This is a genomic window from Streptomyces sp. NBC_01089 (genome assembly GCF_045162975.1).
Taxonomy (GTDB): domain Bacteria; phylum Actinomycetota; class Actinomycetes; order Streptomycetales; family Streptomycetaceae; genus Streptomyces.
The window spans coordinates 3,592,501-3,617,105 of the sequence record NZ_CP108660.1; the positions used below are offsets into that span (position 1 = coordinate 3,592,501).

At 71.1% G+C, this 24,605-nt stretch carries 23 protein-coding genes; 12 read left to right on the forward strand and 11 right to left on the reverse strand.

Annotated features, from left to right (window positions below; all coding sequences use genetic code 11):
• Nucleotides 1-337 precede the first annotated feature (337 nt).
• A complete protein-coding gene (gene trpS / locus OG510_RS15905; protein ID WP_406137513.1) occupies nucleotides 338-1,333 on the forward strand; it encodes a tryptophan--tRNA ligase in 996 nt (331 codons plus the stop codon).
• 177 nt (nucleotides 1,334-1,510) lie between these two features.
• Here trpS and proC read toward each other — a convergent pair whose 3' ends face one another.
• Both proC and OG510_RS15915 read right to left on the reverse strand, forming a co-directional pair.
• Entirely contained in the window at nucleotides 1,511-2,320 is an 810-nt protein-coding gene (gene proC, locus OG510_RS15910) for a pyrroline-5-carboxylate reductase (protein WP_406137515.1), read from the reverse strand.
• Nucleotides 2,321-2,669: 349 nt separating this feature from the next.
• A complete protein-coding gene (locus OG510_RS15915; protein ID WP_406137517.1) occupies nucleotides 2,670-3,422 on the reverse strand; it encodes a class I SAM-dependent methyltransferase in 753 nt (250 codons plus the stop codon).
• A 102-nt stretch (nucleotides 3,423-3,524) separates the two neighbouring features.
• Between OG510_RS15915 and OG510_RS15920 the strand changes: the two genes are divergently transcribed.
• Nucleotides 3,525-3,995, forward strand: coding sequence for a hypothetical protein (locus tag OG510_RS15920; RefSeq protein WP_406137519.1), 471 nt, complete (start codon nucleotides 3,525-3,527; stop codon nucleotides 3,993-3,995).
• 15 nt (nucleotides 3,996-4,010) lie between these two features.
• Here OG510_RS15920 and OG510_RS15925 read toward each other — a convergent pair whose 3' ends face one another.
• The 6 genes from OG510_RS15925 to OG510_RS15950 all read right to left on the reverse strand — a co-directional run bounded on the left by OG510_RS15925 (nucleotide 4,011) and on the right by OG510_RS15950 (nucleotide 10,164).
• Entirely contained in the window at nucleotides 4,011-4,769 is a 759-nt protein-coding gene (locus OG510_RS15925; protein WP_406137521.1) for a class I SAM-dependent methyltransferase, read from the reverse strand.
• A gap of 89 nt (nucleotides 4,770-4,858) precedes the next feature.
• Nucleotides 4,859-5,476 carry a hypothetical protein gene (locus OG510_RS15930; RefSeq protein WP_406137522.1) on the reverse strand — a complete coding sequence of 206 codons (618 nt, stop codon included), beginning with the start codon at nucleotides 5,474-5,476 and terminating at the stop codon, nucleotides 4,859-4,861.
• Nucleotides 5,477-5,561: 85 nt separating this feature from the next.
• Entirely contained in the window at nucleotides 5,562-6,074 is a 513-nt protein-coding gene (locus OG510_RS15935) for a hypothetical protein (RefSeq protein WP_406137523.1), read from the reverse strand.
• Between the two features lie 158 nt (nucleotides 6,075-6,232).
• Complete coding sequence (gene ilvD / locus OG510_RS15940; RefSeq protein ID WP_406137525.1) at nucleotides 6,233-8,083, reverse strand: dihydroxy-acid dehydratase; 1,851 nt, start codon at nucleotides 8,081-8,083, stop codon at nucleotides 6,233-6,235.
• 127 nt (nucleotides 8,084-8,210) lie between these two features.
• Complete coding sequence (locus OG510_RS15945) at nucleotides 8,211-9,029, reverse strand: sugar phosphate isomerase/epimerase family protein (RefSeq protein WP_406137526.1); 819 nt, start codon at nucleotides 9,027-9,029, stop codon at nucleotides 8,211-8,213.
• 202 nt (nucleotides 9,030-9,231) lie between these two features.
• Nucleotides 9,232-10,164, reverse strand: a complete 933-nt coding sequence (locus tag OG510_RS15950; RefSeq protein WP_406137528.1) for a Ppx/GppA family phosphatase — start codon at nucleotides 10,162-10,164, stop codon at nucleotides 9,232-9,234.
• A 77-nt stretch (nucleotides 10,165-10,241) separates the two neighbouring features.
• Between OG510_RS15950 and OG510_RS15955 the strand changes: the two genes are divergently transcribed.
• A complete protein-coding gene (locus OG510_RS15955) occupies nucleotides 10,242-11,057 on the forward strand; it encodes a hypothetical protein (protein WP_406137529.1) in 816 nt (271 codons plus the stop codon).
• A gap of 83 nt (nucleotides 11,058-11,140) precedes the next feature.
• Here OG510_RS15955 and OG510_RS15960 read toward each other — a convergent pair whose 3' ends face one another.
• Nucleotides 11,141-12,853 carry a BACON domain-containing protein gene (locus OG510_RS15960; protein WP_406137531.1) on the reverse strand — a complete coding sequence of 571 codons (1,713 nt, stop codon included), beginning with the start codon at nucleotides 12,851-12,853 and terminating at the stop codon, nucleotides 11,141-11,143.
• 184 nt (nucleotides 12,854-13,037) lie between these two features.
• Here OG510_RS15960 and radA point away from each other — a divergent pair, with 184 nt between their 5' ends.
• Nucleotides 13,038-14,435 carry a DNA repair protein RadA gene (gene radA / locus OG510_RS15965; protein ID WP_406137532.1) on the forward strand — a complete coding sequence of 466 codons (1,398 nt, stop codon included), beginning with the start codon at nucleotides 13,038-13,040 and terminating at the stop codon, nucleotides 14,433-14,435.
• 56 nt (nucleotides 14,436-14,491) lie between these two features.
• Nucleotides 14,492-15,616, forward strand: coding sequence for a DNA integrity scanning diadenylate cyclase DisA (disA, locus tag OG510_RS15970; RefSeq protein ID WP_164264090.1), 1,125 nt, complete (start codon nucleotides 14,492-14,494; stop codon nucleotides 15,614-15,616).
• A 156-nt stretch (nucleotides 15,617-15,772) separates the two neighbouring features.
• Here disA and OG510_RS15975 read toward each other — a convergent pair whose 3' ends face one another.
• The gene (locus OG510_RS15975) at nucleotides 15,773-16,609 is read right to left on the reverse strand and encodes a hypothetical protein (protein ID WP_406142416.1); all 837 of its coding nucleotides are present in this window, start codon (nucleotides 16,607-16,609) and stop codon (nucleotides 15,773-15,775) included.
• A gap of 183 nt (nucleotides 16,610-16,792) precedes the next feature.
• Between OG510_RS15975 and OG510_RS15980 the strand changes: the two genes are divergently transcribed.
• From OG510_RS15980 to cseC, 6 genes are all read left to right on the forward strand, one after another.
• A complete protein-coding gene (locus OG510_RS15980; protein WP_406137534.1) occupies nucleotides 16,793-17,401 on the forward strand; it encodes a phosphatase PAP2 family protein in 609 nt (202 codons plus the stop codon).
• Nucleotides 17,402-17,417: 16 nt separating this feature from the next.
• Nucleotides 17,418-18,509 carry an A/G-specific adenine glycosylase gene (locus OG510_RS15985; RefSeq protein ID WP_406137535.1) on the forward strand — a complete coding sequence of 364 codons (1,092 nt, stop codon included), beginning with the start codon at nucleotides 17,418-17,420 and terminating at the stop codon, nucleotides 18,507-18,509.
• Nucleotides 18,510-18,704: 195 nt separating this feature from the next.
• Nucleotides 18,705-19,256: a SigE family RNA polymerase sigma factor gene (locus OG510_RS15990; protein ID WP_266854649.1), complete on the forward strand. Its 552-nt coding sequence runs from the start codon at nucleotides 18,705-18,707 to the stop codon at nucleotides 19,254-19,256.
• On the forward strand, nucleotides 19,244-20,101 hold the full coding sequence (locus OG510_RS15995; RefSeq protein ID WP_406137537.1) for a hypothetical protein: 858 nt from the start codon (nucleotides 19,244-19,246) through the stop codon (nucleotides 20,099-20,101). The genes OG510_RS15990 and OG510_RS15995 overlap by 13 nt, the downstream gene beginning before the upstream one ends.
• 12 nt (nucleotides 20,102-20,113) lie before the next feature.
• A complete protein-coding gene (gene cseB / locus OG510_RS16000; RefSeq protein WP_406137538.1) occupies nucleotides 20,114-20,812 on the forward strand; it encodes a two-component system response regulator CseB in 699 nt (232 codons plus the stop codon).
• A gap of 112 nt (nucleotides 20,813-20,924) precedes the next feature.
• Nucleotides 20,925-22,247, forward strand: a complete 1,323-nt coding sequence (cseC, locus tag OG510_RS16005) for a two-component system sensor histidine kinase CseC (RefSeq protein WP_406137540.1) — start codon at nucleotides 20,925-20,927, stop codon at nucleotides 22,245-22,247.
• A gap of 90 nt (nucleotides 22,248-22,337) precedes the next feature.
• Here cseC and OG510_RS16010 read toward each other — a convergent pair whose 3' ends face one another.
• Nucleotides 22,338-23,888 carry an MDR family MFS transporter gene (locus OG510_RS16010; RefSeq protein ID WP_406137542.1) on the reverse strand — a complete coding sequence of 517 codons (1,551 nt, stop codon included), beginning with the start codon at nucleotides 23,886-23,888 and terminating at the stop codon, nucleotides 22,338-22,340.
• A 131-nt stretch (nucleotides 23,889-24,019) separates the two neighbouring features.
• On the opposite strand from OG510_RS16010, the gene OG510_RS16015 reads away from it, so the two are divergent.
• On the forward strand, nucleotides 24,020-24,592 hold the full coding sequence (locus OG510_RS16015) for a TetR/AcrR family transcriptional regulator (protein ID WP_406137544.1): 573 nt from the start codon (nucleotides 24,020-24,022) through the stop codon (nucleotides 24,590-24,592).
• Nucleotides 24,593-24,605 lie beyond the last annotated feature (13 nt).

Below are 24,605 nucleotides of genomic sequence, written 5' to 3' on the forward strand. Positions count from 1 at the left end.
ATGCGAATGGCACGACGAGTCGTCGGTCGTTCGAATAGTTGATGCGGATTGGCTGTCCGGGGACCGGCCGGGGCCGGGGCTCACGTCGGACAGCTCGGAGAACATTACGGAGCTGTCAACCCCGTGTCAAGTCGGGGTCGGCTCCGCCGCAACCGGCGGGCTCGGGGCTACAGTGGAGCCCATGATGACGCGTGCGTACACCCTCCGGTGGCGGGCCGCCTGACGGCGGCCTGCATCTGCGTATGCGTTCAACGGCCGCCTCTCCGGCGGCCGTTCGTGTTTCTCCCTCCAGGAGCCGGCTGTCGGTGACGGCGGCCCTGTCGAGAGGTGGAGAGAAATGACGCGGATCTTCAGCGGGATCAAGCCCACCGGGCACCTGACGCTCGGGAACTACCTGGGTGCGGTGCGGCGCTGGGCCGAGGACGACCAGTACCGGGCCGAGGCCCTGTTCTGTGTGGTGGATCTGCACGCGCTGACCATGGAACACGACCCCGCGCGGGTACGGAGACTGAGTCGGCAGGCGGCGACGCTGCTGCTGGCGGCCGGGCTCGACCCCGAGCAGTGCACCGTATTCGTGCAGAGCCATGTCGACGAGCACGCCCGGCTCTCGTATCTCATGGAGTGCACCGCCACGGACGGCGAGATGCGGCGCATGATCCAGTACAAGGAGAAGAGCGCCCGGGCGAAGGCGGCCGGGGACAGTGTGCGGCTCTCTCTTCTCACCTATCCGGCGCTGATGGCCGCGGACATCCTGGCGTACTCGACCGACGAGGTCCCGGTCGGCGAGGACCAGACCCAGCATGTCGAGCTGACCCGGGATCTGGCCGTGCGGTTCAACCAGCGGTACGGGCACACGTTCGTGGTGCCCAAGGCGACGGAGCCGGCCGTGGCCGCGCGGGTCATGGACCTTCAGGACCCCACGTCGAAGATGGGGAAGTCGCACGCGTCCGGTGCGGGGATCGTCTATCTGCTGGACGAACCGGCCGTGATCCACAAGAAGGTCATGCGGGCCGTGACCGACAGCGGGCAGGAGGTCGTCTTCGACCGGGCCGCGAGCCCCGGGGTCGCCAATCTGCTGGAGGTGCTCGGGGCCTGCACGGGGCAGGAGCCCGGGGTGCTCGCCGGGACGTACACGTCGTACGGGGCGCTGAAGAAGGACGCGGCCGACGCGGTGGTGGAGCTGCTGCGGCCGGTCCAGGAGCGGCATACGGCGCTGGTCGCCGATCCCGGGTATCTGGAGGGGGTCCTCAGGCGGGGCGCCGAGCGGGCTCGGGCGATGGCCCGGCCCACGGTCGATGCGGCGTACCGGGCCGTGGGGCTGCTGGAGCCGTAGGGGGTGGTGGGCGGGCCTTGGGGCGGCTGCCGGTCCGGGGCTTTGTGGCTTGGGGCGGTGGCGGTCCGGGGCTTGGGCCTCGGGCCTCGGGCCTTTGGGACTTTGGGCGGCCGGGCCGGGGCTTGGGGCGGCCGCCTTGGGGCCGTTCTTGGTGTTGCCCCGCCTTTGGCCCGTCGGTCAGCCGTTGCCCGAGGCCAGTTCTCGGCTGCGGTCGCGGGCTGCCTCCAGGGCGGCGATGAGGGCGGCCCGTACTCCGTGGCTCTCCAGCTCGCGGATCGCGTTGATCGTGGTGCCCGCGGGGCTGGTGACCGCCTCGCGCAGTTTTACCGGGTGCTCGCCGCTGTCCCTGAGCATCACCGCTGCGCCGATGGCCGCCTGCACGATCAGGTCGTGCGCCTGGGCGCGCGGGATGCCGAGCAGGATGCCGGCGTCGGTCATGGCCTCGACCAGGAAGTAGAAGTACGCCGGGCCGGAGCCGGAGAGTGCGGTGGCCGCGTCCTGCTGGGTCTCCGGGACGCGGAGGGTCTTGCCCACCCCGCCGAAGATCTCGTCGGCGTGGGCCAGGTGCGCTTCCGTCGCGTGGCTGCCGGGCGAGATGACGGACATGGCCTCGTCCACCAGGGCCGGGGTGTTCGTCATGACCCTGACCACCGGGGTGCCCGGTGCGAGGCGCTCCTCGAAGAAGGAGGTGGGAATGCCGGCGGCGCCGCTGATGACGAGGCGGTCCGCGGGGACGTGCGGGCTGAGTTCGTCGAGGAGCTTGCCCATGTCCTGCGGCTTCACCGTGAGGATGAGGATGTCGGCGCGCTCGGCCGCTTCCTGGTTGGTGACCGGCTCCACGCCGTAGCGGGTGCGGAGTTCTTCTGCGCGGTCGGGGCGGCGGGTGGTGACGAGGAGGTTGGCGGGGGGCCAGCCTGCGCGGAGCATTCCGCTCAGGAGGGCTTCGCCGATCTTGCCTGTGCCTAGGACTGCGACTGTCTGGGCCATGGCTCTGTTCACCTCGCCGGTCGGGGACTGTGCGTCTGTGCGTCTGTGCGTCTGTGCGTCTGTGCGTCTGACGGGGTCATCCTTGCATCGGGGCGTGTGGGGGTGGGTGGGTGTCCGAGCGGTGGTACGGGGGGTGGGGTGTGGGGGCGCCGTACGTGGGTCGGTGCGGGTGGGTGCGCCTGCGGCGGGCTTGTTCCCCTCCCCGCCCCTTCCCGTAACCGGGGCTCCGCCCCGGCCCCCGCTCCTCAAACGCCGGAGGGGCTGGGTATTCAGCCGTCGCCGGAGGGGCTGGGTATTCGAGGGGCTGCGTATGCAGCCGTGCCCCGGACGGGCACGCGGGGCCGCCGACTCAGCGGGTTGTTACGCACAGGTCCACCACGTACGCCTCCCTGATCACGCCCTCCGGGAAGATCTCCATCAGCGCGGGACGCTCGCGGTCCAGGAATTCTCTTGTTGACTGCTCCCCCGCCACCAGGAAGACCGAGTGGCTGGCCAGATTGGCCAGGTGGGTGTCGATGGAGACCTCGCGGGTCCAGGGGACCCTGCGGTCCGCGAAGTCCAGGCCGCCCGTCTCGCGCGTCCGCTCCGCTGTGCCGTGGGCGCCGAGCACGATGTCGAAGTCGCCGAAGAAGCGCTGGATCCTGGTCGTCTGGTCGGCCACCCATTCCACTCCGCGGTCCGCGACGTTCCACCAGAGGGCGAGCGCGCCGCCGGGGCGCAGGACGCGCATCGCCTCGGGTGCCGAGCGTGCCGGGTCGGTCCAGTGCCATGCCTGGGCGTACGTGATGAAGTCCGCCGACGCGTCGGCGAGCGGGAGGTTGTTCCCGTCGCCTCGCACGATCGGTACGCCGGGCAGGGTGCGGCGGAACTGTTCTGTCATCCCGTCGCCCGGCTCGACCGCGACGATCCGGGCGCCGCGCTCGTGCAGGAGCGCCGTGGCTATACCGGTGCCCGCGCCTATGTCCGCGACCCGGGCGCCGCTCAGCGGGCGGCCCGCGAGTTCTTCCACGGCGTCGAAGAGGGCGGGCGGATAGGACGGGCGGTTCGCCGCGTAGGCGGCTGCGGCCGCGTTGAAGGAGTGGGCTCGTGAGGTGGTTGTCATACGGCGATTCTGCCCACGTCTCAGGGTTTTCGACCGCACTTCCGGGGTGCGTCAGGGGCATCCCCCATGGCCTTCGGGAGCTGGGCGGCGGACCGTTGAGGCATGACGCAGAACCTTGGAAAGTCCGGGCCCGAGATGTCCAGGTCCGAGCAGCGGAGCCTGGCCGTCGCCGCCGCGACGCTCGGGCCGTGGCGGTCCGCCGCCGCGGTGGGTGCGATGGGCGGTGCGGTCTCGCTGGGGATCGCGGCGCTTGCCGAGGGGATGGGGGCGCACACCGTGACCACCGCGGTCTCGGTCGCGCTGTCCCTGTTCTTCATCGTGGGCGGGGCGGGGGCCGCGCTCGGCGGGCGGCAGGGGGCGGGGGCCGACCGGCGGATCGGGCGGTGGTCGGCCGCGCACCCCTGGCGGGTCGCGGCCGTGCCCGCCGCGTTGATGGCTGTCTGTGACCTTGTGGTGCGCCAGCTGCTGGGATCGGAGAGCTTTTTCAGCAGTTCGGGGGACGCGGTGTGGCGCGGGGTTGTCGTCGGTGGCGTGGTGGGGCTGGTCGGGAGGTACGGAGGGCGGCGGGGGTGAAACCCGTGAGCGCTGTCAGTCGGCCGGCTTCCGTACTGCCGTGAGGTTGATGACGTACTCCTCGCGCACTCTGCCCTCCGGGAAGATCCGCAGCAGTTCCGCGCGCTCGTCCGCCAGTGCCGGGGCCGCCTTTCTCTCGGGCGCCGCTGCCACGTACGAACGGCTGCCCAGCTGGGCGATGTGCGTGTCGATGTCCACCTCGCGTGACCACTGCAGGCGGCGGAAGGCCGGGGTCAGGCCGTCGTACAGGGTCTTGATGATCACGGGTGCCTTGGGGGCCGCCCCGTAGCGGTAGTACTCGGGGAGCCGTCTCTTCAGCCGGGCCTCCTGGTCGGCGGCCCAGCGGACGGACGGGTCCGGGACGTTCCACCAGAGGGCCAGCACCCCGCGCGGTTTGAGGACCCGCAGGGCTTCGGGGACGGAGCGGGTCGGTTCCGTCCAGTGCCACGCCTGCGCGTACGTCACGAAGTCGGCGCAGCCCGAGGCGAGCGGGAGCGCGTCGCCCACGCCCTGCACCAGCGGTACGTCCGGCAGGCCGGAGCGCAGCTGTGCGGCCATGCCGGGGCCGGGTTCGACCGCCACGACGTCGGCGCCGCGGTCCCGCAGCAGTCCGGTGGCGATGCCGGTGCCCGCGCCTACGTCGACCACCTGGGCGCCCTTGAGTGAGCGGTGCGCCATCGCTTCGACGGCGTCGAAGAGCGCGGGCGGGTATCCGGGGCGTGCTGCGGCGTACTGGGCGGCGACCGGGTCCGAGGACAGTGCGAGTTCCGTCATGTCTGACATCTTCGTGGTGCGCGGCCGCCGGGAACAGAGGCAGGAACGGGCGGGGGCGGCCCGGGCAGTCCTGGTGCGTACGGCGTGGCTCAGCCGCGCTTGGACTTGGACTTCGGCTTTCTGCGGGCCGCCGGGTTGCCGGCGCGGGCGCCCCGGCGCTTCTCGTATGCCGCGGCCGCCGCCTCGTACTCGGTACGGCGCAGCTGTTCGCCGGGTGCCTCGGTGAGGGAGCGGATGAAGTACGCCAGGAGCGAGCCGATGAAGCCGATGGCCTTCAGGCTGCGCAGGGATTCCTCGCGGGCCGGGTCGGCGGGGCGGCGGCGGAAGCCGTCCCAGGTGCGGGCGAAGGCGACGGCGCTGCAGACGGCGAAGACGACGATGAAGAGCGCTGAGGCGAAGCTGCCGATGTCGGCGGTCCGCACGCCCTGGTAGGCGAGCCGCATCACGAAGCACGCGGCGACCGTCGCGATCAGGGCGCCGGCCGCGACCGCGGCGCGCCGCACCCCGTATCCGTTGCCGTGGCCGACCCAGGTCGTACCGAAGAAACGGATGGTCTCGGGCTGCGGCCCGCCGGGCGTGCGGTCCTGGCCGGGCCTGTCGCTCCGGCTGCCCGGGACGGCGGTCTTCGCGGTGCCGTCGCCGGTGCGGCCGGTGTCGCCGGTGCGGCTGTTCTCGCCGTTCTCGCCCTTGTCGCCCTTGTCGCTCACGGGGCCGATTATCCCCCGCTGCCGGGCGGCGGACGGCCGCCGGGGTTCAGCGGGCGGATTTCAGCAGGTGGGCGAGTTGTGGCTGTCAGCCGCAGTGGGACCACGGGCTGGTGTACGTGTACGTGCCGACGCCGGCCTCGATCATGCCGCCCCATTTCACGCAGGAGTGGGTGGCCTTGAGCCGCACCGGGCCTGCGTACGAGGAGAAACCGCCCTGGTTCCTGGCCTGGCCCTTGCCGTCGCCCTGGACGTCGATCCAGGCCCCGGTGGTCAGGGACATGCCCGCGGTGGCGCGGCTGTGGTCGGTGACGACGCAGTTGTATCCGGTTCTCGCGTTGTAGAGGAGGTGGACGCGGGCGAATTCGACCCGCCCGTTGGTGAAGGTGTGGGAATCGATCTCCCGGTAGCCGGATCCGCAGATACTCGCCGGTGTGGCGGCCCGCACGGTGGCCGCTGCGGTGGCTGCCGCGGGTGCAGAGGCGGCCGTCGTGGCGGGTGCGGTCGTGGCGGGTGCGGCGGTCGCCGGGATGATGCCGATCGCCGCGAGGACCGCGGCGGCTGCCGCGATGACGGCCGGCCGGTGGATGAACTGACGCATGGTGCCCCCAATTGTGACCATGGCAGGGAAGGGGGCAGCGTAACGCACCCGCCCGGACACTCACAGTGACGAAAAGGGGAGTGCCCGGGCAGGTCCGACGGGTGGTGAGGCGGGTGAGGCGTGGTGACGCGTGGGCGCGGTGAGGCGCCCCCGGTGGGTCAGCCGAGCTTCGAGACGTCCCTGACGGCGCCGCGGTCGGCGCTGGTCGCCATGGCCGCATATGCCTTCAGCGCCTGCGAGACCTTGCGGTCCCGGTTCTTCGGCGCGTACACACCGTTCAGCGCGGCCCGGCGTGTTGCCAGCTCCTCGTCGGAGACCAGCAGCTCGATGGAACGGTCCGGGATGGCGATACGGATACGGTCGCCGTCCTCGACGAGCGCGATCGTGCCGCCCGCGGCCGCCTCCGGCGAGGCATGCCCGATCGACAGCCCCGACGTACCCCCGGAGAAACGGCCGTCGGTGACCAGCGCGCAGACCTTGCCCAGACCGCGCCCCTTGAGGAACGACGTCGGGTAGAGCATCTCCTGCATACCGGGGCCGCCCTTGGGACCCTCGTAGCGGATGACGACGACATCGCCCGCGGTGATCTCCTTGCGGAGGATCTTGTCGACGGCCTCTTCCTGCGACTCGCAGACCACGGCCGGACCCTCGAAGGTCCAGATCGACTCATCGACACCGGCCGTCTTCACGACACAGCCGTCCACCGCCAGGTTGCCCTTGAGGACCGCCAGACCGCCGTCCTTGGAGTACGCGTGCTCGGCGTCGCGGATGCAGCCGCCCGCCGCGTCCGTGTCCAGGGAGTCCCACCGCTCGGACTGCGAGAACGCCTCGGCGGAGCGGACACAGCCCGGCGCCGCGTGCCACAGCTCGACCGCCTCGGCCGACGGGGAGCCGCCCCGCACGTCCCAGGTCTTCAGCCAGTCGGCCAGCGACGGCGAGTGGACCGAGTGCACGTCCTCGTTGAGCATGCCGCCCCGGTACAGCTCACCCAGGATCGCCGGGATACCACCGGCACGGTGCACGTCCTCCATGTAGTACGTGCCGCCCGGCGCGACGTTCGGCGCGACCTTCGACAGGCACGGGACGCGGCGCGAGACCTCGTCCATCTCGGCCAGCCCGTAAGGCAGTTCGGCCTCCTGCGCGGCGGCCAGCAGATGCAGGATCGTGTTGGTCGAGCCGCCCATCGAGATGTCCAGCGCCATCGCGTTGTCGAACGCGGCACGCGTCCCGATCGCGCGCGGCAGAACCGTCTCGTCGTCCTGCTCGTAGTAGCGCTTGGTGATCTCCACGACGGTGCGGCCGGCGTTCTCGTACAGCGCCTTGCGGGCGGTGTGCGTGGCCAGCACCGAACCGTTGCCCGGCAGCGCCAGCCCCAGGGCCTCGGTCAGACAGTTCATCGAGTTGGCCGTGAACATGCCCGAACAGCTGCCGCACGTCGGGCAGGCGTTCTCCTCGATCCGCAGGATGTCCTCGTCCGAGACATCCTCGTTGACCGCGTCACTGATCGCGTTGATCAGGTCCAGCTTGCGGACCGTGCCGTCGACCAGCGTCGCCTTCCCCGCCTCCATCGGACCACCGGAGACGAAGACCGTGGGGATGTTCAGACGCATCGCCGCGTTCAGCATGCCCGGAGTGATCTTGTCGCAGTTGGAGATACAGATCAGCGCGTCCGCGCAGTGCGCCTCGACCATGTACTCGACACTGTCCGCGATCAGATCACGCGAGGGCAGGCTGTACAGCATCCCGCCATGACCCATCGCGATACCGTCGTCCACCGCGATCGTGTTGAACTCACGCGGCACCGCGCCCGCCGCCTTGATCGCCTCGGAGACGATCCGGCCGACCGGCTGCAGGTGGGTGTGGCCGGGCACGAACTCGGTGAAGGAGTTGGCGACCGCGATGATCGGCTTGCCGATGTCCGCGCTCGCTACCCCCGAGGCTCGCATGAGGGCACGGGCGCCCGCCATGTTGCGGCCGTGGGTGACTGTGCGGGACCTCAGCTCGGGCATCGTGGCTCGCTCCTTAGGCAGATGTGACTGCCGTCGAGCGTACGCCTGCCCTCCAAGATCCGGACTCGGCGTCCGGATTACGGGATACCCGGATACCGGAGAGCCCCGGGGAAGGCGGCGCGCCCGGTCAGCTGTGGCGGGCCCTGGTGGCCAGATGGAGGCGGGTGAAGGCGAGAGCCTCCGCCAGGTCGGCCTCGCGTTCCGCGGTGGACATCGCGCGACGGGTGTTGACCTCGATGACGACATGGCCGTCGAAACCGCTGCCCGCGAGCCCTTCGAGCAGCTCCGCACAGGGCTGGGTGCCGCGGCCGGGCACCAGGTGCTCGTCCTTGCCTGAGCCGCGGCCGTCCGCGAGGTGCACATGGGCCAGCCGGGGGCCCATCCGGCCGATCATCGCCATCGCGTCGGTGCGGGCGGTCGCGGTGTGCGAGAGGTCGGCGGTGAAGTGGCGGTAGTCGTCGTGGGTGACGTCCCAGTCGGGGGCGTACGCGAGCATCTCGCGGTCCCGGTAGCGCCACGGGTACATGTTCTCGACGGCGAAGCGGACATCGGTCTCGTCCGCCATCCGCCAGATCCCCTCGACGAAGTCACGGGCGTACGTGCGCTGCCAGCGGAAGGGCGGGTGCACGACGACGGTGGACGCGCCGAGCCGCTCGGCGGCCGACCTGGCGCGCTGAAGCTTGGTCCAGGGGTCGGTGGACCAGACCCGCTGGGTGATCAGCAGACACGGCGCGTGGACGGCGAGTACCGGCATGCGGTGGTGGTCGGAGAGTCTGCGCAGCGCTTCGATGTCCTGGCTGACGGGGTCGGTCCACACCATGACCTCGACGCCGTCGTAGCCGAGGCGTGCGGCGATCTCGAAGGCCGTCGCCGTCGACTCCGGATATACGGACGCCGTGGACAGCGCGACCTTCGCATCCGGGATGCGCACCACTGGATCTGCCACGGGAGACAGCGTACGGGCCGCGGCCCGGCTGTCTCCTGCCGGATCGGGGCCCGACCGGACCCAGGCCGGACCGGACCCAGGCCGGACCGGCCGCACCGCCGCGTCCTGGCCGGGAGCCCTGACCGACAGGCAGGTGCCCGGGAGCCCCACCCGACAGGCAGGTGCCCGGGAGCCCCACCCGACAGGCAGGTGCCCGGGAGCCCTACCTGACAGGCAGGTGGTCGAGGCGGCGCAGGATGACGCCCTCGCGCAGCGCCCAAGGACAGACCTCCAGCTCGTCGACGCCGAGCAGATCCATCGCTCCCTCCGCGACCAGCGCTCCCGCGAGGAGCTGCCCGGCGCGGTCGGCGGAGACCCCGGGCAGCTGGGCGCGCTCGGCCGAGGTCATCGCCGCGAGCCTGGGGACCCAGTCCTCCAGTGACTTACGGCTCAGTCCGCGGGGCACGTACGGGCCGTCGGCCGAGCGGGCGGCGCCCGCGATACGGGACAGCTGCTTGAAGGTCTTGGAGGTCGCGACCACCCGGTCCGGTCTGCCGAAGCGGGTGAACTCCCCCACGGTCCTGGCGATCTCCGCCCGGACATGGCGGCGCAGCGCCCTGACGTCCTGCGGGTCGGGCGGATCGCCCGGCAGCCAGGCGCTCGTCAGCCGGCCGGCGCCGAGCGGCAGCGACACGGCCGCGTCGGGGTCCTCGTCGATGCCGTACGCGATCTCCAGGGAGCCGCCGCCGATGTCGAGCAGCAGCAGCCGGCCCGCGGACCAGCCGAACCAGCGGCGCGCGGCGAGGAAGGTGAGCCGGGCCTCGTCGGCGCCGGTGAGGACCTGGAGGTCGATGCCGGTCTCGGCGCGGACGCGGGTGAGGACGTGGTCGGCGTTGGTCGCCTCGCGGACGGCGGATGTGGCGAACGACAGGACGCTCTCGGCGCCCTTGTCCTCGGCGGCCTGGAGGGCTTCGTTGACGGTGGTGACCAGCCGGTCGATGCCGTCGGGGCCGATCGCGCCCTCGGCGTCGAGGAGTTCGGCCAGGCGCAGGCCCGCCTTGTGCGAGTGCGCGGGCAGCGGGCGGGCGCCGGGGTGGGCGTCGACCACCAGCAGGTGAACTGTGTTCGAACCGACGTCGAGGACTCCGAGTCTCATGGGCGGAACGCTACTGGGCGGGTGCAAGCGGGTGGCCGTTCGGGCTGAGGGGGGTGGTGTCCCCGTACGCTGGAGACGTGCCGAAGACGAAAAAGGCGAAGCCGGGCAAAACTGCCGGGCAGCCGAAGCCGAAGAGTGCCGAGCGGGCCAGTGACGAGCAGGGTCTGGATTTCGCCCGGGCCTGGGTGGAGTTCCCTGATCCCGCCGACGACGAACAGATCTTCCGCTGCGACCTGACCTGGCTCACCTCACGGTGGACCTGCATTTTCGGCAGCGGCTGCCAGGGGATCGAGGCGGGCCGCGCCGACGACGGCTGCTGCACGCTGGGCGCGCACTTCTCGGACGAGGAGGACGAGCAGCGGGTGGCCGGTCATGTGGAACGGCTGACGCCGGACCTCTGGCAGTTCCACGACGTCGGTACGGACTCGGGATGGGTCCAGCTCGACGAGGACGGGGAGCGCCAGACCCGCCGCTGGAAGGGTTCCTGCATCTTCCAGAACCGGCCCGGGTTCGCGGGTGGTGCGGGGTGCTCGCTGCACATCCTGGCGCTGCGTGAGGGCAAGGAGCCGCTGGAGACGAAGCCGGACGTCTGCTGGCAGCTGCCGGTCCGCCGGACGTACGACTGGATCGAGCGGCCCGACGAGTCGCGGGTGCTCCAGATCTCGATCGGTGAGTACGACCGGCGCGGCTGGGGTCCAGGCGGTCACGATCTGCACTGGTGGTGCACGTCGGCGACGTCCGCGCACGGCGCGGGCGATCCGGTCTATGTGACGTACCGGCCGGAGCTGATCGAGCTGATGGGCGCTCCGGCGTACGAGCGGCTGGTGGAGCTGTGCGAGGAGCGGGTCGCCGCGCTGCTGCCGATGGCCCCGCATCCGGCCGACCCGCGGTAGGACTGCTGGTTCTGCATCCCCCTCTCTGTATCCCCTTTCTGTATCCCCTTTCTGTATCCCCTGGCTCCTGGGCCGTTGGGCCGTTACGACGGTGAGGGTGTGTCCGGGGCCGACGGGGTCGGTGTCGTCGGGGGGTCCGAGACGGTCGGGGTGGGGCTGGGTGTCGGGTCCGACTGCGTCGGGGTGGGCGTCGGGCTGCCCGAGGGCGCGGGTCCCGTCGTCGGGCCGTTCGACGGGGTCGGGCTGCCGTGGCCGTGATGGCCGTGGCCGTGCCCGTGCCCGTGGCCGGGCCCCTGGCTTCCGCCGCCCCGGCCGTACCCGTGCATCGAGACGACCGCGCCCGACGGGTCGATGGCGATCCGGGCCGACCAGGCGCCGGCCGGTTCGCCGCGGTGGTCCACGTACACCTGGATCGTGGTCGAGCTGCCCGGCGACAGGACGCCCGACGCGCTGCTCAGATAGAGCCACGGCGCGCTCCTGGCGGCCGACCAGGAGAGCGGCCGGTCGCCGCCGTTGGTCAGGGTGATCGACGTACGGCCGCCGGACGCGCGGGCCGTGACGGTGAGGCCGCCGGGGGCCACCGAACCGCCGCCCGCCTTCCCGTTCCCCGCGTCCGGGCTGACGACCTCGACGGACACGTCGGGCGAGCTGCTGTCGTCGGCGAACGGGGTGTGCTGGGAACGGGCGTTGCCCGCGTTCTCGTAGTGGTCGTACGGGCTCGCGCCGTTGTCGCTCGGGCCGTCCGCCTCGCTCGTCGTCACCGAACCGCCGTGCCCCTCACCGGTGGACGGCGCGTGCCGGTACGCCACCCACAGGGCCAGTACCGGAGCGGCTACGACGGTCGCGACGACGGTGGTCGTCACCGCGCGCGAACGCAGCCGGTCACGGCGGGCCGCACGGTCCTTGGGGTCCAGCGGGAAGCCGGTACGGCCGAAGCGCGGGGCGTGGCCGCGGGGGGCGTGCAGCATCGCCGCGTACGCGGCGGATCGTTCCGCCACGACGAGCGGCAGGGCCGCCGGGGTGGGCGGTGTGACGGTGGAGCCGGGCCAGGGGCCCGCCGCTCCGGCCCGCTCGGCGACCCGGCGGCAGCGCGGGCAGTCGTCCACGTGCCGTACCAGCTCGCGGCGGAGCGCCGTGGAGAGCAGGACCCGGTGGTCGCCGGTGAGCCGGGCGACGCTCGGGCAGTTGCCGGTCTCGACGACGGCGAGGGCCGCGCGGGTCCGCTCGACCTCACAGGCTCCGGCGGCCAGCAGTTCGCGGGCCGCGGCGTGCTCCAGGCCGAGTACGGCGGCGACTTCGCGCGGGCCGAGCCGGTGGCGTACCGCGAGCTCCAGCGCCTCGCGCTGCTCGGGGGTGGTGCCGGCGGCCTCGGGCCAGGCGAGGGTGGCCAGATCGCGGCGCCTGCGCTCGGCGGTCTCGGCCGCCTCGGGGGGCTCGGGCGCGGACTGAGGCGCGGGCTCCGGCGTACGCCCGGTGTGCGCGCCGGGCCGCAGCCGCTTCTGCTCGGCGAGTTTGCGCAGACAGGCCCAGCGCGCGAGGGCGTACAGCCAGGCGCGGCGGCTCTGTTCGCCCGATGGACAGCGGCTGAACTGGCGTTCCGCGACGGCGAGCACCTCACCGAGGACGGCGGTGGCCGCCGTGTGGTCGCAGAGTACGGAGAGGCAGTAGGTGAAAATGCCGTCCAGATATGCCTCGTAACGGACCGGCGGGCGCTGTTCCGACGGGTGGGGTGCGCGCCGGTGCGCCCGGTGTGCGCCGGTGGTGTGCGTGGGGTTCTCCAGTCTGCTGCTCGTCACCCGGCCGACGGTAGGCCGGTAATAGCCGCCTCCTAGCACCTCTTGAGGGCATTTAATCCTTACGGGTGAACGTATCGCTCAAAAGGGGACAGGAATATCGCATTCCGTTTGCTGGTCACCCTGCTGTCCGCCCGCCGCCGCAGCCGCGGGGCCCGCTGTCGGTGCGGCCGGTTACGGTGGCGCCATGGCCACCCGTGCGAAGACCAGAGAACGGCCGTCCTACCGCTGCACCGAATGCGGGTACACGACGGCCAAGTGGCTGGGCCGCTGCCCCGAGTGCCAGACGTGGGGGACGGTCGAGGAGCAGGGCGGCGGGCCCGCCGTGCGGACGACGGCCGCCGGTCCTGTCAGCAGCGCCGCGGTCCCCATCGGCCAGGTCGACAGCCGTACGGCGACGGCGCGTTCGACCGGGGTCGCCGAGCTGGACCGGGTGCTCGGCGGCGGTCTGGTGCCGGGCGCCGTGGTGCTGCTCGCGGGCGAGCCGGGCGTCGGCAAGTCCACCCTGCTGCTCGATGTCGCGGCGAAGGCGGCCGGCTCCGACCACCGCACGCTCTATGTGACGGCCGAGGAGTCGGCGAGCCAGGTCAGGCTGCGCGCCGACCGGATCCACGCGATCAACGACCACCTCTATCTGGCCGCCGAGACGGACCTCGCGGCGGTGCTCGGCCACCTCGACGCGGTGAAGCCGTCCCTGCTGGTCCTGGACTCCGTACAGACGGTGGCCTCACCCGAGCTGGACGGCGCGCCCGGCGGCATGGCCCAGGTGCGCGAGGTGGCGGGCGCCCTGATCCGCGCGTCCAAGGAGCGCGGGATGTCCACGCTGCTCGTCGGGCACGTCACGAAGGACGGCGCGATCGCGGGGCCCCGGCTCCTTGAGCACCTGGTGGACGTCGTGCTGTCCTTCGAGGGCGACCGGCACGCCCGGCTGCGGCTGGTCCGCGGCGTCAAGAACCGGTACGGGGCGACCGACGAGGTCGGCTGCTTCGAGCTGCACGACGAGGGCATCACCGGCCTCGCCGACCCGAGCGGGCTCTTCCTGACGCGCCGTGACGAACCGGTGCCGGGGACCTGTCTGACGGTCACCCTGGAGGGCAAGCGCCCCCTGGTCACCGAGGTCCAGGCGCTCACGGTCGACTCGCAGATCCCCTCGCCCCGGCGCACCACGTCCGGTCTGGAGACCTCCCGGGTCTCGATGATGCTCGCCGTCCTCGAACAGCGCGGCAGGATCAGCGCGCTCGGCAAGCGCGACATCTACACGGCGACGGTCGGCGGCGTGAAGCTCAGCGAACCGGCCGCCGACCTGGCCGTCGCGCTGGCCCTGGCCTCCGCGGCCGGAGACGTCCCGCTCCCGAAGAACCTGGTGGCGATCGGCGAAGTAGGGCTCGCGGGCGAGGTCAGAAGGGTCACCGGCGTCCAGCGCAGACTCGCCGAGGCCCACCGTCTCGGCTTCACCCACGCCCTCGTACCGACCGATCCGGGGAAGGTCCCCGCGGGCATGAAGGTCATCGAAGTGGCGGACATGGGAGACGCGCTGCGAGCCCTTCCGCGCCGTTCAAGGGCCCGCGCGCCTCAGGACGAGTGAGTGCGCCGGTAGACTTTGCCCTGGTCTCGCCTGTCCGTACGAGCCGGAGGAGTGCAGTGGCAGCCAATGACCGAGCAGCACCCGGGAGATCCGGCGGGAGCTCGTCCGGCAATGAAGCGCTGATGCGTGCCACGCTGAGCGCTGTCGCGCCCGGTACCGCGCTGCGCGACGGCCTGGAGCGCATCCTCCGCGGGAACACCGGCGGCCTGATCGTCCTGGGGATGGACAAGAGCGTCGAAGCGATGTGCACCGGCGGTTTCGTCATGGACGTGGAGTTCGCCGCGACCCGTCTGCGGGAGCTGTGCAAGCTCGACGGCGCGCTGATCCTCGACAAGGATCTGACCAAGATCCTCCGGGCCGGCGTCCAGCTCGTCCCGGACGCGTCGATCCCCACCGAGGAGACCGGCACCCGCCACCGCACGGCCGACCGGGTTTCCAAGCAGTGCGGCTTCCCCGTCGTCTCCGTATCGCAGTCGATGCATCTGATCGCGCTGTACGTGGACGGGGAGCGCCGGGTCCTGGAGGAGTCGGCGGCGATCCTGTCCCGCGCCAACCAGGCGCTGGCCACGCTGGAGCGGTACAAGCTCCGTCTGGACGAGGTCGCGGGCACGCTCTCCGCGCTGGAGATCGAGGACCTGGTGACGGTCCGGGACGTGACGGCGGTCGCGCAGCGCCTCGAAATGGTCCGCCGGATCGCCACCGAGATCGCCGAGTACGTGGTGGAGCTGGGCACCGACGGCCGGCTGCTCTCGCTCCAGCTGGACGAGCTGATCGCGGGGGTCGAGCCGGAACGGGAGCTGGTGGTCAGGGATTACGTCCCGGAGCCGACGGCGAAGCGTTCACGTACGGTCTCCGAGGCGCTGGTCGACCTGAACACGCTGAGCCACACGGAGCTGCTCGAACTGCCCGTGGTGGCACGGGCGCTGGGGTACAGCGGCTCTCCGGAGACGCTCGACTCGGCGGTGTCGCCGCGCGGGTACCGGCTGCTGGCCAAGGTGCCGAGGCTGCCCGGCGCGATCATCGAGCGGCTGGTCGAGCACTTCGGCGGGCTGCAGAAGCTGCTCGCTGCCAGCGTGGACGATCTACAGACCGTGGACGGGGTCGGGGAGGCCCGGGCGCGGAGCGTCCGGGAGGGGCTCTCGCGGCTTGCCGAGTCCTCGATTCTGGAGCGGTACGTCTAGGCGGTGGCCTGGGGGTGCGGGGCGGGGGCTTTCGGGGCTCCGCCCCGGACCCCGCTCATCGATCTCCCCCAGCTGACGCGGGGAGGTGCCCCCAGGAGGGGCTCGATTGCCCGGCGAGCCTTGAGGGTGCCCGCCGAGAGTCTTTATGTCGCTCTGTCAGTCCTTCGACAGGACCACTGATGTCTGCTTGAGGGGCATCCCGGGGGCCTTCGCCTCGACCAGGTAGGTGCCGGGGCCCGCCGTCTTCGGGCCCGGCTTCGTGCACTTCGGGGCGGACTTCTTGCGGTCCCACTCCACCGTGTGCTTGACCGTGCTGTTGGCCGGGACCTGGATGAGCAGGGACGCGCCGTCCTTGGGGCAGTCCTTGGACGACCAGACGACCTCGTCGTCCGTGGTCGATGTGATCGTGAACACAGTCGCCTTGGGGCCGAAGTCGACCTTGCAGGCCGTCCCCGAGGTGTTCTTGGCGATCAGGTCGAATGTGAGCTTCTCCCCGGGGGGATAGCTGTTCTTGGGGTTGTGCAGCGTCAACTGGACCGCTCCCGCAGTGCAGTCGGGGAGGCTGGAGCCCGCCGGGACCCGCTGGCCGCCGCTCACGGCCGTACCACCGCCGCCCGAACCGCCGCTTCCGCCCGTGCCGTTGGCACCGTCGCCGCCGCCCGAATCCGTACCGCCGGAGCCCGCGCCGTCGGATCCGCCCGAGCCCGAGCCTGCACCCGCGTCCGAGCCGGAGGCCGCACCCGACCCGCCGGAGTCACCCGAACCACCGGTCCCGCCCGGCGCCCCACTGATCGCGGGGCCCGATCCGGAAGGGCCCGGGGTGATGGAGGGCGCGGGGTTGGCCCCCTTCGCGCCCGAACTGCCGTGCTTTCCACCACCGCCCGAAGTGACCATCCACACGACGAGAAGGGCGAGCAGCGCAACCAGAGTCGCCGCTACTGCCCTCCGTCGCCAGTAGATGGAGGAGGGAAGCGGCCCGACCGGATTGCGCATAGATCCCACGGCGCAAACTGTACGAGAGATCAGACCCAACTCAGGCCCCACCCGCCGCCGTCCGTACAACTTTTACGGATCATCATTCCGCAGACCACACCCCGTACCCCGGTCGCGGCCCACCGGGGGCGGGGAAGATCGCTCGTGGTCACCGCTCCGGGATGATTCATACTGTCCGTCACCATGGACAGTTCTTCCGAGCTCTACCGAAACATCCTCGAATTCGCCCACTCCACGCCCTCCTGGGTGCAGCAGCTCATGGAGCTGTGGACCGAGGCCGGACTGCTGCTGTTCGCGGTGCTGTTCGTCCTCGTGTGGTGGCGGGCACGTACGGCGTCCGCGCAGGCGATGGCGCTGGCGCTGATCGCGCCGCTGGGGACGGCCATCGCGTACGTCTTCAGCGAGGTGCTCAAGTCGGTGATCCACGAGGAGCGTCCGTGCCGGGCCGTCGCCGGGGCGATGAAACCGCTGATCGACTGTCCGGCGCCGGGCGACTGGTCCTTCCCCAGCAACCACTCGATCATCGCGGCGGCCGCGGCGGTCGGTCTGTCCCTCGCCATGGTGCGGCTGGTGTGGCTGACCGTGCCGGTCGCGGTACTGATGGCCTTCTCGCGGGTGTTCGTCGGTGTGCACTACCCGCACGACGTGATCGTCGGGCTGCTCCTCGGCGCGCTGATCGGGCTGCTCGTCGTCGAGGGGCTGACCCGGCCCGTACGGTCGCTGGTGGAGACGGCCAGGGCGAGTGACATCAGCGTGGCGGCCTGGTTCGCGGGGCCGGGTACCCGGAACTGAGAGGATTGGACGTGCCATGACTGCAACCACTGAGACTTCGACGCCTGCTGCTCCCTCTTCTCCCTCCTTCGCCGCCTCTGACGCCGCTGCTGCTGACACCGCGGCTTCTGACATCGCTGTTTCTGACGCCGCTGTTTCTGACACTGCTGCTTCTGACACCGCTGTCCCCGGCGCCGCTGTGCCCGACGCCGCTGTCCCCGAGGCCGGTTCCGCCGGTCTGCCGGATGCCCGGGCCGCCGCCGAGCTGCACTCCTCCGTCATCACCTGGTTCGGCGCGAACGCCCGCGATCTGCCCTGGCGCCGGCCCGAAGCGGGCGCCTGGGGGGTCATGGTCAGCGAGTTCATGCTCCAGCAGACCCCTGTCGTACGGGTGCTGCCGGTGTACGAGCAGTGGATGGCGCGCTGGCCGCGCCCGGCCGATCTGGCGGCCGAGCCCCCCGGCGAGGCGGTCCGTGCCTGGGGCAGGCTCGGCTATCCGCGCCGTGCCCTGCGCCTCCACGGAGCGGCCCAGGCCATCACGGAGCGGCACGGCGGTGAGGTGCCGTCCGAGCACGGGCAGCTGATCTCGCTGCCCGGGATCGGTGAGTACACGGCGGCGGCCGTGGCCTCGTTCGCGTACGGGCGGCGCCATGCGGTCCTGGACACCAATGTGCGGCGGGTCTTCTCCCGCGCGGTCGCCGGTGTCGAGTACCCGCCGAACGCCACCACCGCCGCCGAGCGCAGGCTCGCCCGCGCTCTGCTCCCCGACGACGAGATCACCGCCGCCCGCTGGGCCGCGGCCTCCATGGAGCTGGGCGCGCTGGTCTGCACCGCCAAGAACCCCGAGTGCGGGCGCTGCCCGATCGCCGCGCAGTGCGTCTGGCGGCTGGCGGGCAAACCGGCGCACGCCGGGGCACCGCGGCGCGGACAGACGTACGCCGGTACGGACCGCCAGGTGCGCGGCAAGCTCCTCGCGGTGCTGCGGGACGCGCCGGGACCCGTACCGCAGTCGCAGCTCGACGCGGTGTGGCACGAGCCGGTGCAGCGGGCCAGGGCGCTGGACGGACTGGTCGCCGACGGGCTCGTCGAGCCGCTGGCGGACGGGGTCTACCGGCTTCCGCTCAGCTGAACCGGCCGGCCGGCGCCCCGCTGGAATCGCCTGTTCCCGTTTTAAACCTGATCTCGCTGATCTCCGTTACACAATCGATGGGCAGCCGTGCGTCCGCCGACGGCTGGTACGCACAGCTCCGTGACAACGCCCCCATAGCTTCGTGGACAGACCACAGAACAGCGTGAACACGGGGAACGACGGAGGCGGTTGGCTATGGCGCACGGTGAGGTGCTCGAATTCGAGGAGTACGTACGCACCAGGCAGGACGCCCTGTTGCGGAGCGCCCGCCGGCTGGTGCCCGACCCCGTCGACGCCCAGGACCTGCTGCAGACCGCCCTGGCTCGCACCTACCGCCGCTGGGAGGGCATCGCCGACAAGTCGCTGGCCGACGCCTATCTGCGCCGCGTCATGATCAACACCCGGACGGAGTGGTGGCGGGCCCGCAGGCTGGAGGAGGTCCCCACCGAGCAGCTGCCCGACGCGAGCGTCGAGGACGGCACGGAGCAGCATGCCGACCGGGCGCTGCTGATGGACATCCTGAAGGTGCTCGCTCCCAAGCAGCGCAGTGTTGTCGTCCTGCGACACTGGGAGCAGATGAGCACCGAGGAGACGGCTGCCGCACTCGGCATGTCTGCCGGTACGGTGAAGAGCACCCTGCACCGGGCCCTTGCGCGGCTCCGGCAGGAACTGGAGAGCCGGGACATCGACGCGCGTGCGCTGATCCGTGGGGAACAAGAGATGGGGCGGGAGCGGTGCGCGGCCTGACAGAGGACCCGGAGGACCCGGCGGACCCCTCGGACCCGGCGGACGGTCCGGGCGCCCCCGGGTGCGACGGCGGCCGCGGCGCGCCGGCCGGAAGCAGGCGAGCCGGAAGCTGGACAGCCGGAGGCGGCACAGCCGGGATCGGCACAGCCCGGATCGGCACAGCCGGAGACGTCACAGCCGGAAGCAGAGCGGCCAGGACGAGAAGCGGCACTCTGGCGGCGGGCGTCACGGCGGTGGCCGGGCTCGCCGTCGTCGGGATGTTCGTGGCCGGCTGCGACTCGGGCGGCACGGGGACGCGGGACGAGGGGGCGGCCCATTCGGTGCCCGCGGTCGCGCCCACCAAGGAGCCGGGGTCGGCGGCGGCCACCCGGCCGGGCGAGCGGGTGAACGCGGTGGCGCTCCTGAAGCAGGACGCGACGGTCAGCACGGCCGTCAAGCGCGATCTGAAGCCCTGCTCGGGCAGCGACTACCCGGTCGACGTCTCGTACGCGCGGCTCACCGGCGGTGATGTCGCCGATGTCGTGGTGAATGTGATGACGTGCCGCAGTGCGGTGGGGGTCGCCACATACGTCTACCGTGCGCAGGGCGGCTCGTACAAGAACGTCTTCGCCTCGGAGGCCGCGCCCGTCTACTCCGAGATCGACCGGGGCGATCTCGTGGTGACGAAGCAGCAGTACGCGAAGGGCGACTCGATGTCGTACGCGTCGAGCGAGGACGTCCTGACGTACCACTGGACGAACAACAAGTTCGCGCAGACCGACGCCGTGCACACCGACTTCAGCCGGGCGGTCGGTGACGGGGACGCCGACGGGGACCCCGCCACCACCAGCCCCGGCGGCAACTGAGAGAGCAGCGGGATGGCCGAGACCCACGTCCTCTTCGTCGAGGACGACGATGTGATCCGCGAGGCGACACAGCTCGCCCTTGAGCGGGACGGTTTCCGCGTCACCGCGATGCCCGACGGGCTCTCCGGGCTTGAGGCGTTCCGGACGAACCAGCCGGACATCGCCCTGCTCGACGTCATGCTGCCGGGCCTGGACGGGGTCTCCCTGTGCCGCCGGATCCGTGACCAGTCGACCGTTCCCGTGATCATGCTGTCGGCGCGTGCCGACTCGATCGACGTGGTGCTGGGGCTCGAAGCGGGGGCCGACGACTATGTGACGAAGCCGTTCGACGGTGCGGTCCTGGTGGCCCGTATCCGCGCTGTGCTGCGCCGGTTCGGACATGCCGGCGGCGCCGGTACGGACAGGGGCGGCGAGCCGGACGAGCGCGGGGTGCTGGCCTTCGGTGACATCGAGGTCGACACGGAGGGCATGGAGGTGCACAAGGGCGGCGCCCCGGTGGCACTGACCCCGACCGAGATGCGGCTCCTCCTGGAGTTCTCCTCGGCGCCCGGCACGGTGCTCTCCCGCGACAAGCTCCTGGAGCGGGTCTGGGACTACGGCTGGGGCGGTGACACCCGGGTCGTGGACGTCCATGTGCAGCGGCTGCGGACAAAGATCGGACAGGACAGGATCGAAACGGTCCGCGGCTTCGGATACAAGCTGAAGGCATGAAGCACCCTTCCCTGCGCACCGGCGTCCGGTGGCTGTGTCTCCCGGGGGACAACCCCCGGACCCCCGGCCGTAGGGGCTCCGTGGTCGGCCCGCGTCGAACAGGAACGCCGACATGAAGCACCCCTCCCTGCGCACCGGCGTCCGATGGAAGATCAGCATCGCCATCGCGGGTGTCGGCGCGCTCATCGCTGTCGCGCTCAGCCTGGTCGTGCACAACGCGGCCCGGGTCTCGATGCTCGACAACGCACGGGACACCCAGGTCGTCCGGCTCCAGTTCGCCCTGCGCCTCTTCGAGTCGAAGAAACAGCAACAGCAGCAGCCGCAGTTCGGCTCGAAGGTCAACGACCCGAGCCTGCCCAGGGAGTTGCGGCGCCGGGCCGCCGAGAACCGGATCTCCACGCTCGTCGTCGAGCACCCCGACGGGATCCCGGACGTCTGGGCGGCCGCCCCGCTCTCCGACGGCGATGTGCTCTCCCTGCACAGCCGTTACGGCAGCAGCGCGTCCGTCCTGCAGGATCTCGACCGGGCGCTGATCATCGGCTCGGTATCGGTGGTGCTCGGGGGCAGCGCGCTGGGTGTCCTGATCGGCGGCCAGCTCTCGCGGCGGCTGCGCAAGGCGGCCGCGGCCGCGACCAAGGTCGCGCAGGGCGGCACCGACGTCCGGGTGCGGGCCGCCATCGGCGGTTTCGTACGGGACGAGACGGACGAGCTGGCCCGCGCCGTGGACGCGATGACCGACACCCTGCAGGAGCGGGTGGAGGCCGAGCGCCGGGTCACCGCCGATATCGCGCACGAGCTGCGCACACCGGTGACCGGGCTGCTGACGGCCGCGGAGCTGCTGCCGCCCGGCCGGCCGACCGAGCTGGTACGCAACCGGGCGCAGGCGCTGCGGACCCTGGTCGAGGACGTACTGGAGGTGGCCAGGCTGGACAGCGCGTCCGAGCGGGCCGAGCTCCAGGAGATCGCGCTGGGTGAGTTCGTGAGCCGCCGGGTGGCGATCATGGCGCCGGACGCGCGGATCCAGGTGGTGCACGAGTCGTGGGTGAACACCGATCCGCGGCGCCTGGAGCGGATCCTCGGCAATCTGCTGGGCAACGCGGCCAAGCACGGCGGGACGCCGGTGGAGGTCACGGTCGAGGGCCGGGTGGTGCGGGTGCGCGACCACGGACCCGGGTTCCCCGGCACGCTGCTGCGGGACGGGCCGAGCCGTTTCCGTACGGGCAGCAGCGACCGGGCGGGCGTGGGGCACGGCCTGGGGCTGACGATCGCGGCCGGCCAGGCGAAGGTGCTCGGGGCGCGGCTCACCTTCCGTAACGCGGCGCCCGAGGGCGCGAAGGAGACGGGCGGCGCCATCGCGGTGCTCTGGCTCCCGGAGCACGCGCCGACGGTCACCGGCAGCTTCCGCACCCTGACCCGGCCGACCGGGCCCTCGTGACGCGTACAGAACCAGACAGCCGAGTGGGCCCCGGACGCGCGATGCGTCCGGGGCCCACTCGTATCCGTCCTGCGGGAGCCGGGGTGGGGCCTACGGCTCCTGCACCGGTGCGGGGGCCTCCGGCCCGCCGCGCAGCGCCACTTCCTTGACGAAGACGGCGGCGGCGATCACCGCGAGTCCGGCGACGGCCCCCAGCAGGAATCCGCCGTGGGTGCCCGCCGCGACGGCGTACTGGTACGCGTCCCTGGCCTTCTCCGGCAGCTTCGCCAGGCTCGCCGCGTCCAGCTGCGCCGAGGGGAGCGAGACACCCTTGCCCATCCGCGCGGCCATCTCGTCCTGCACCTTGTTGGTGAAGAGCGCGCCCATGATCGAGACGCCGAAGGAGGAGCCGAGCGTACGGAAGAGGGTGGCCGATGACGAGGCGACGCCCATGTCCTTCATCTCGACGCTGTTCTGCGCGACCAGCATGGTGATCTGCATCAGGAAGCCCATGCCGGCGCCGACCACGGCCATGTAGACACCGGTCGTCAGCCGTGTGGTGTGGACGTCCATCGTGGACAGCAGGTACAGCCCGACGACCATCAGGGCGCCGCCCGCGATCGGGAAGACCTTGTACTTGCCGGTGTTGGTGGTGATCCGGCCCGCGACGAGCGAGACGGCCATCATCGCCAGCAGCATGGGCATCAGCAGCAGACCGGAGTTGGTCGCCGACGCGCCCTGCACCGACTGCTGGAACAGAGGCAGGAAGAGCATCGCGCCGAACATCACGAAACCGGTCAGGAAGCCGATGATCGACATCAGCGAGAAGTTCCGGTTGCGGAAGATGTGCAGCGGCACGATCGGCTCTGCGGCCTTGGTCTCCCAGAAGACGAAGCCGATCAGCGCGGCGACGCCGATGAAGATCAGCTCCATGACGATGGCCGAGCCCCAGGCGTACTGCGAGCCGCCCCAGGTGGTGACCAGCACGATCGACACGATGCCGATGGTCAGCAGCGCGGTACCCAGATAGTCGATCCGGCCCCGCGACCGCTTCTTCGGCAGATGCAGCACGGCCGTGACCATGGCGAGTGCGACCGCGCCCAGCGGGAGGTTGATGTAGAAGGTCCAGCGCCAGCCGAGGTGGTCCGTGATGGCGCCGCCGACGAGCGGTCCGCCGATCATCGCGACGGCCATGACGCCCGCCATCATGCCCTGGTACTTGCCGCGCTCACGGGGCGGAATCAGGTCACCGATGATCGCCATGACGCCGACCATCAGACCGCCGGCGCCGAGGCCCTGGATGGCGCGGAAGCCGATGAGCTGGCTCATGTCCTGCGCCATGCCGCTCGCCGCGGAGCCGACCAGGAAGATCACGATGGAGGAGAGGAAGGCGCCCTTGCGCCCGTACATGTCGCCGACCTTGCCCCAGATGGGCGTGGACGCCGCCGTCGCCAGCGTGTACGCGGTCACCACCCAGGACAGATGTGCCAGCCCGCCGAGCTCGCCGACGATGGTCGGCATCGCGGTGTTCACGATCATGTTGTCGAGCATCGCGAGCAGCATCGCGATCATCAGCGCGAACAGCACCACCCGCACGCTGCGCGGCTGACGGCCGGCTTTGCCGTCCGCTTCCGGTCTCGTCAGTTCTGCGGTCTCCGACACGTACCCCACCACTCCCCATGAGCCTGCCGGGCTCGATTCGAAACTTACTTGCCGCCCGGCTAGTTGATTACACTGGGAGAAGGTAGCCTCGGTACTAGCCGGGCGTCAAGTAAGTATCGCGGGAGAGCACCATGAGCAGCAGAGGCAACACCCGTCAGCGGATCCAGGATGTCGCGCTGGAGCTCTTCGTCGAGCAGGGGTACGAGAAGACGTCACTCCGGGAGATCGCCGAGAAGCTCGACGTCACCAAGGCGGCTCTCTACTACCACTTCAAGACCAAGGAAGACATCCTCATCAGTCTCTTCCACGATCTGGCGGAGCCCATCGACGAGGTCATCGCGTGGGGGCAGACCCGGCCCCGCAGCCTGGAGACGAAGAAGGAGGTCCTGCGCCGCTACAGCGAGGCACTCAGCGGCGTGGCCCCTCTGTTCCGCTTCATGCAGGAGAACCAGGGGACGGTACGGGAGCTGAGCGTCGGCGAGAACTTCAAGGACCGGATGCTGCTTCTGCTCGACCTGGTGAGAGCGCCCGACGCGTCACTGACCGACCAGGTCCGCTGCTTCACCGCGCTGTTCACCATGCACGCCGGTTCGTTCGCGCTCAGAGACGCCGAAGGCGACCCCGAGGAGAAGCGCAAGGCTGTCCTCGAAGTCGCCATCGAGCTCATGACCCAGGCCCATCTGGATGCGGGCGTGGAGCGTTGACCGTCCTGTGCCG

What these genes read in the sequence shown, in the direction of transcription:
- cseC (WP_406137540.1), top strand. Translation starts at nt 20,925, where the DNA reads ATGAAGCACCCCTCCCTGCGCACCGGCGTCCGATGGAAGATCAGCATC.
- trpS (WP_406137513.1), top strand. Translation starts at nt 338, where the DNA reads ATGACGCGGATCTTCAGCGGGATCAAGCCCACCGGGCACCTGACGCTC.
- OG510_RS15990 (WP_266854649.1), top strand. Translation starts at nt 18,705, where the DNA reads ATGGCGCACGGTGAGGTGCTCGAATTCGAGGAGTACGTACGCACCAGG.
- OG510_RS15950 (WP_406137528.1), bottom strand. Translation starts at nt 10,164, where the DNA reads ATGAGACTCGGAGTCCTCGACGTCGGTTCGAACACAGTTCACCTGCTG.
- OG510_RS15985 (WP_406137535.1), top strand. Translation starts at nt 17,418, where the DNA reads ATGACTGCAACCACTGAGACTTCGACGCCTGCTGCTCCCTCTTCTCCC.
- cseB (WP_406137538.1), top strand. Translation starts at nt 20,114, where the DNA reads ATGGCCGAGACCCACGTCCTCTTCGTCGAGGACGACGATGTGATCCGC.
- OG510_RS15980 (WP_406137534.1), top strand. Translation starts at nt 16,793, where the DNA reads ATGGACAGTTCTTCCGAGCTCTACCGAAACATCCTCGAATTCGCCCAC.
- OG510_RS15920 (WP_406137519.1), top strand. Translation starts at nt 3,525, where the DNA reads ATGACGCAGAACCTTGGAAAGTCCGGGCCCGAGATGTCCAGGTCCGAG.
- OG510_RS15975 (WP_406142416.1), bottom strand. Translation starts at nt 16,609, where the DNA reads ATGCGCAATCCGGTCGGGCCGCTTCCCTCCTCCATCTACTGGCGACGG.
- OG510_RS15925 (WP_406137521.1), bottom strand. Translation starts at nt 4,769, where the DNA reads ATGACGGAACTCGCACTGTCCTCGGACCCGGTCGCCGCCCAGTACGCC.
- radA (WP_406137532.1), top strand. Translation starts at nt 13,038, where the DNA reads ATGGCCACCCGTGCGAAGACCAGAGAACGGCCGTCCTACCGCTGCACC.
- OG510_RS15915 (WP_406137517.1), bottom strand. Translation starts at nt 3,422, where the DNA reads ATGACAACCACCTCACGAGCCCACTCCTTCAACGCGGCCGCAGCCGCC.
- proC (WP_406137515.1), bottom strand. Translation starts at nt 2,320, where the DNA reads ATGGCCCAGACAGTCGCAGTCCTAGGCACAGGCAAGATCGGCGAAGCC.
- OG510_RS16015 (WP_406137544.1), top strand. Translation starts at nt 24,020, where the DNA reads ATGAGCAGCAGAGGCAACACCCGTCAGCGGATCCAGGATGTCGCGCTG.
- ilvD (WP_406137525.1), bottom strand. Translation starts at nt 8,083, where the DNA reads ATGCCCGAGCTGAGGTCCCGCACAGTCACCCACGGCCGCAACATGGCG.
- OG510_RS15935 (WP_406137523.1), bottom strand. Translation starts at nt 6,074, where the DNA reads ATGCGTCAGTTCATCCACCGGCCGGCCGTCATCGCGGCAGCCGCCGCG.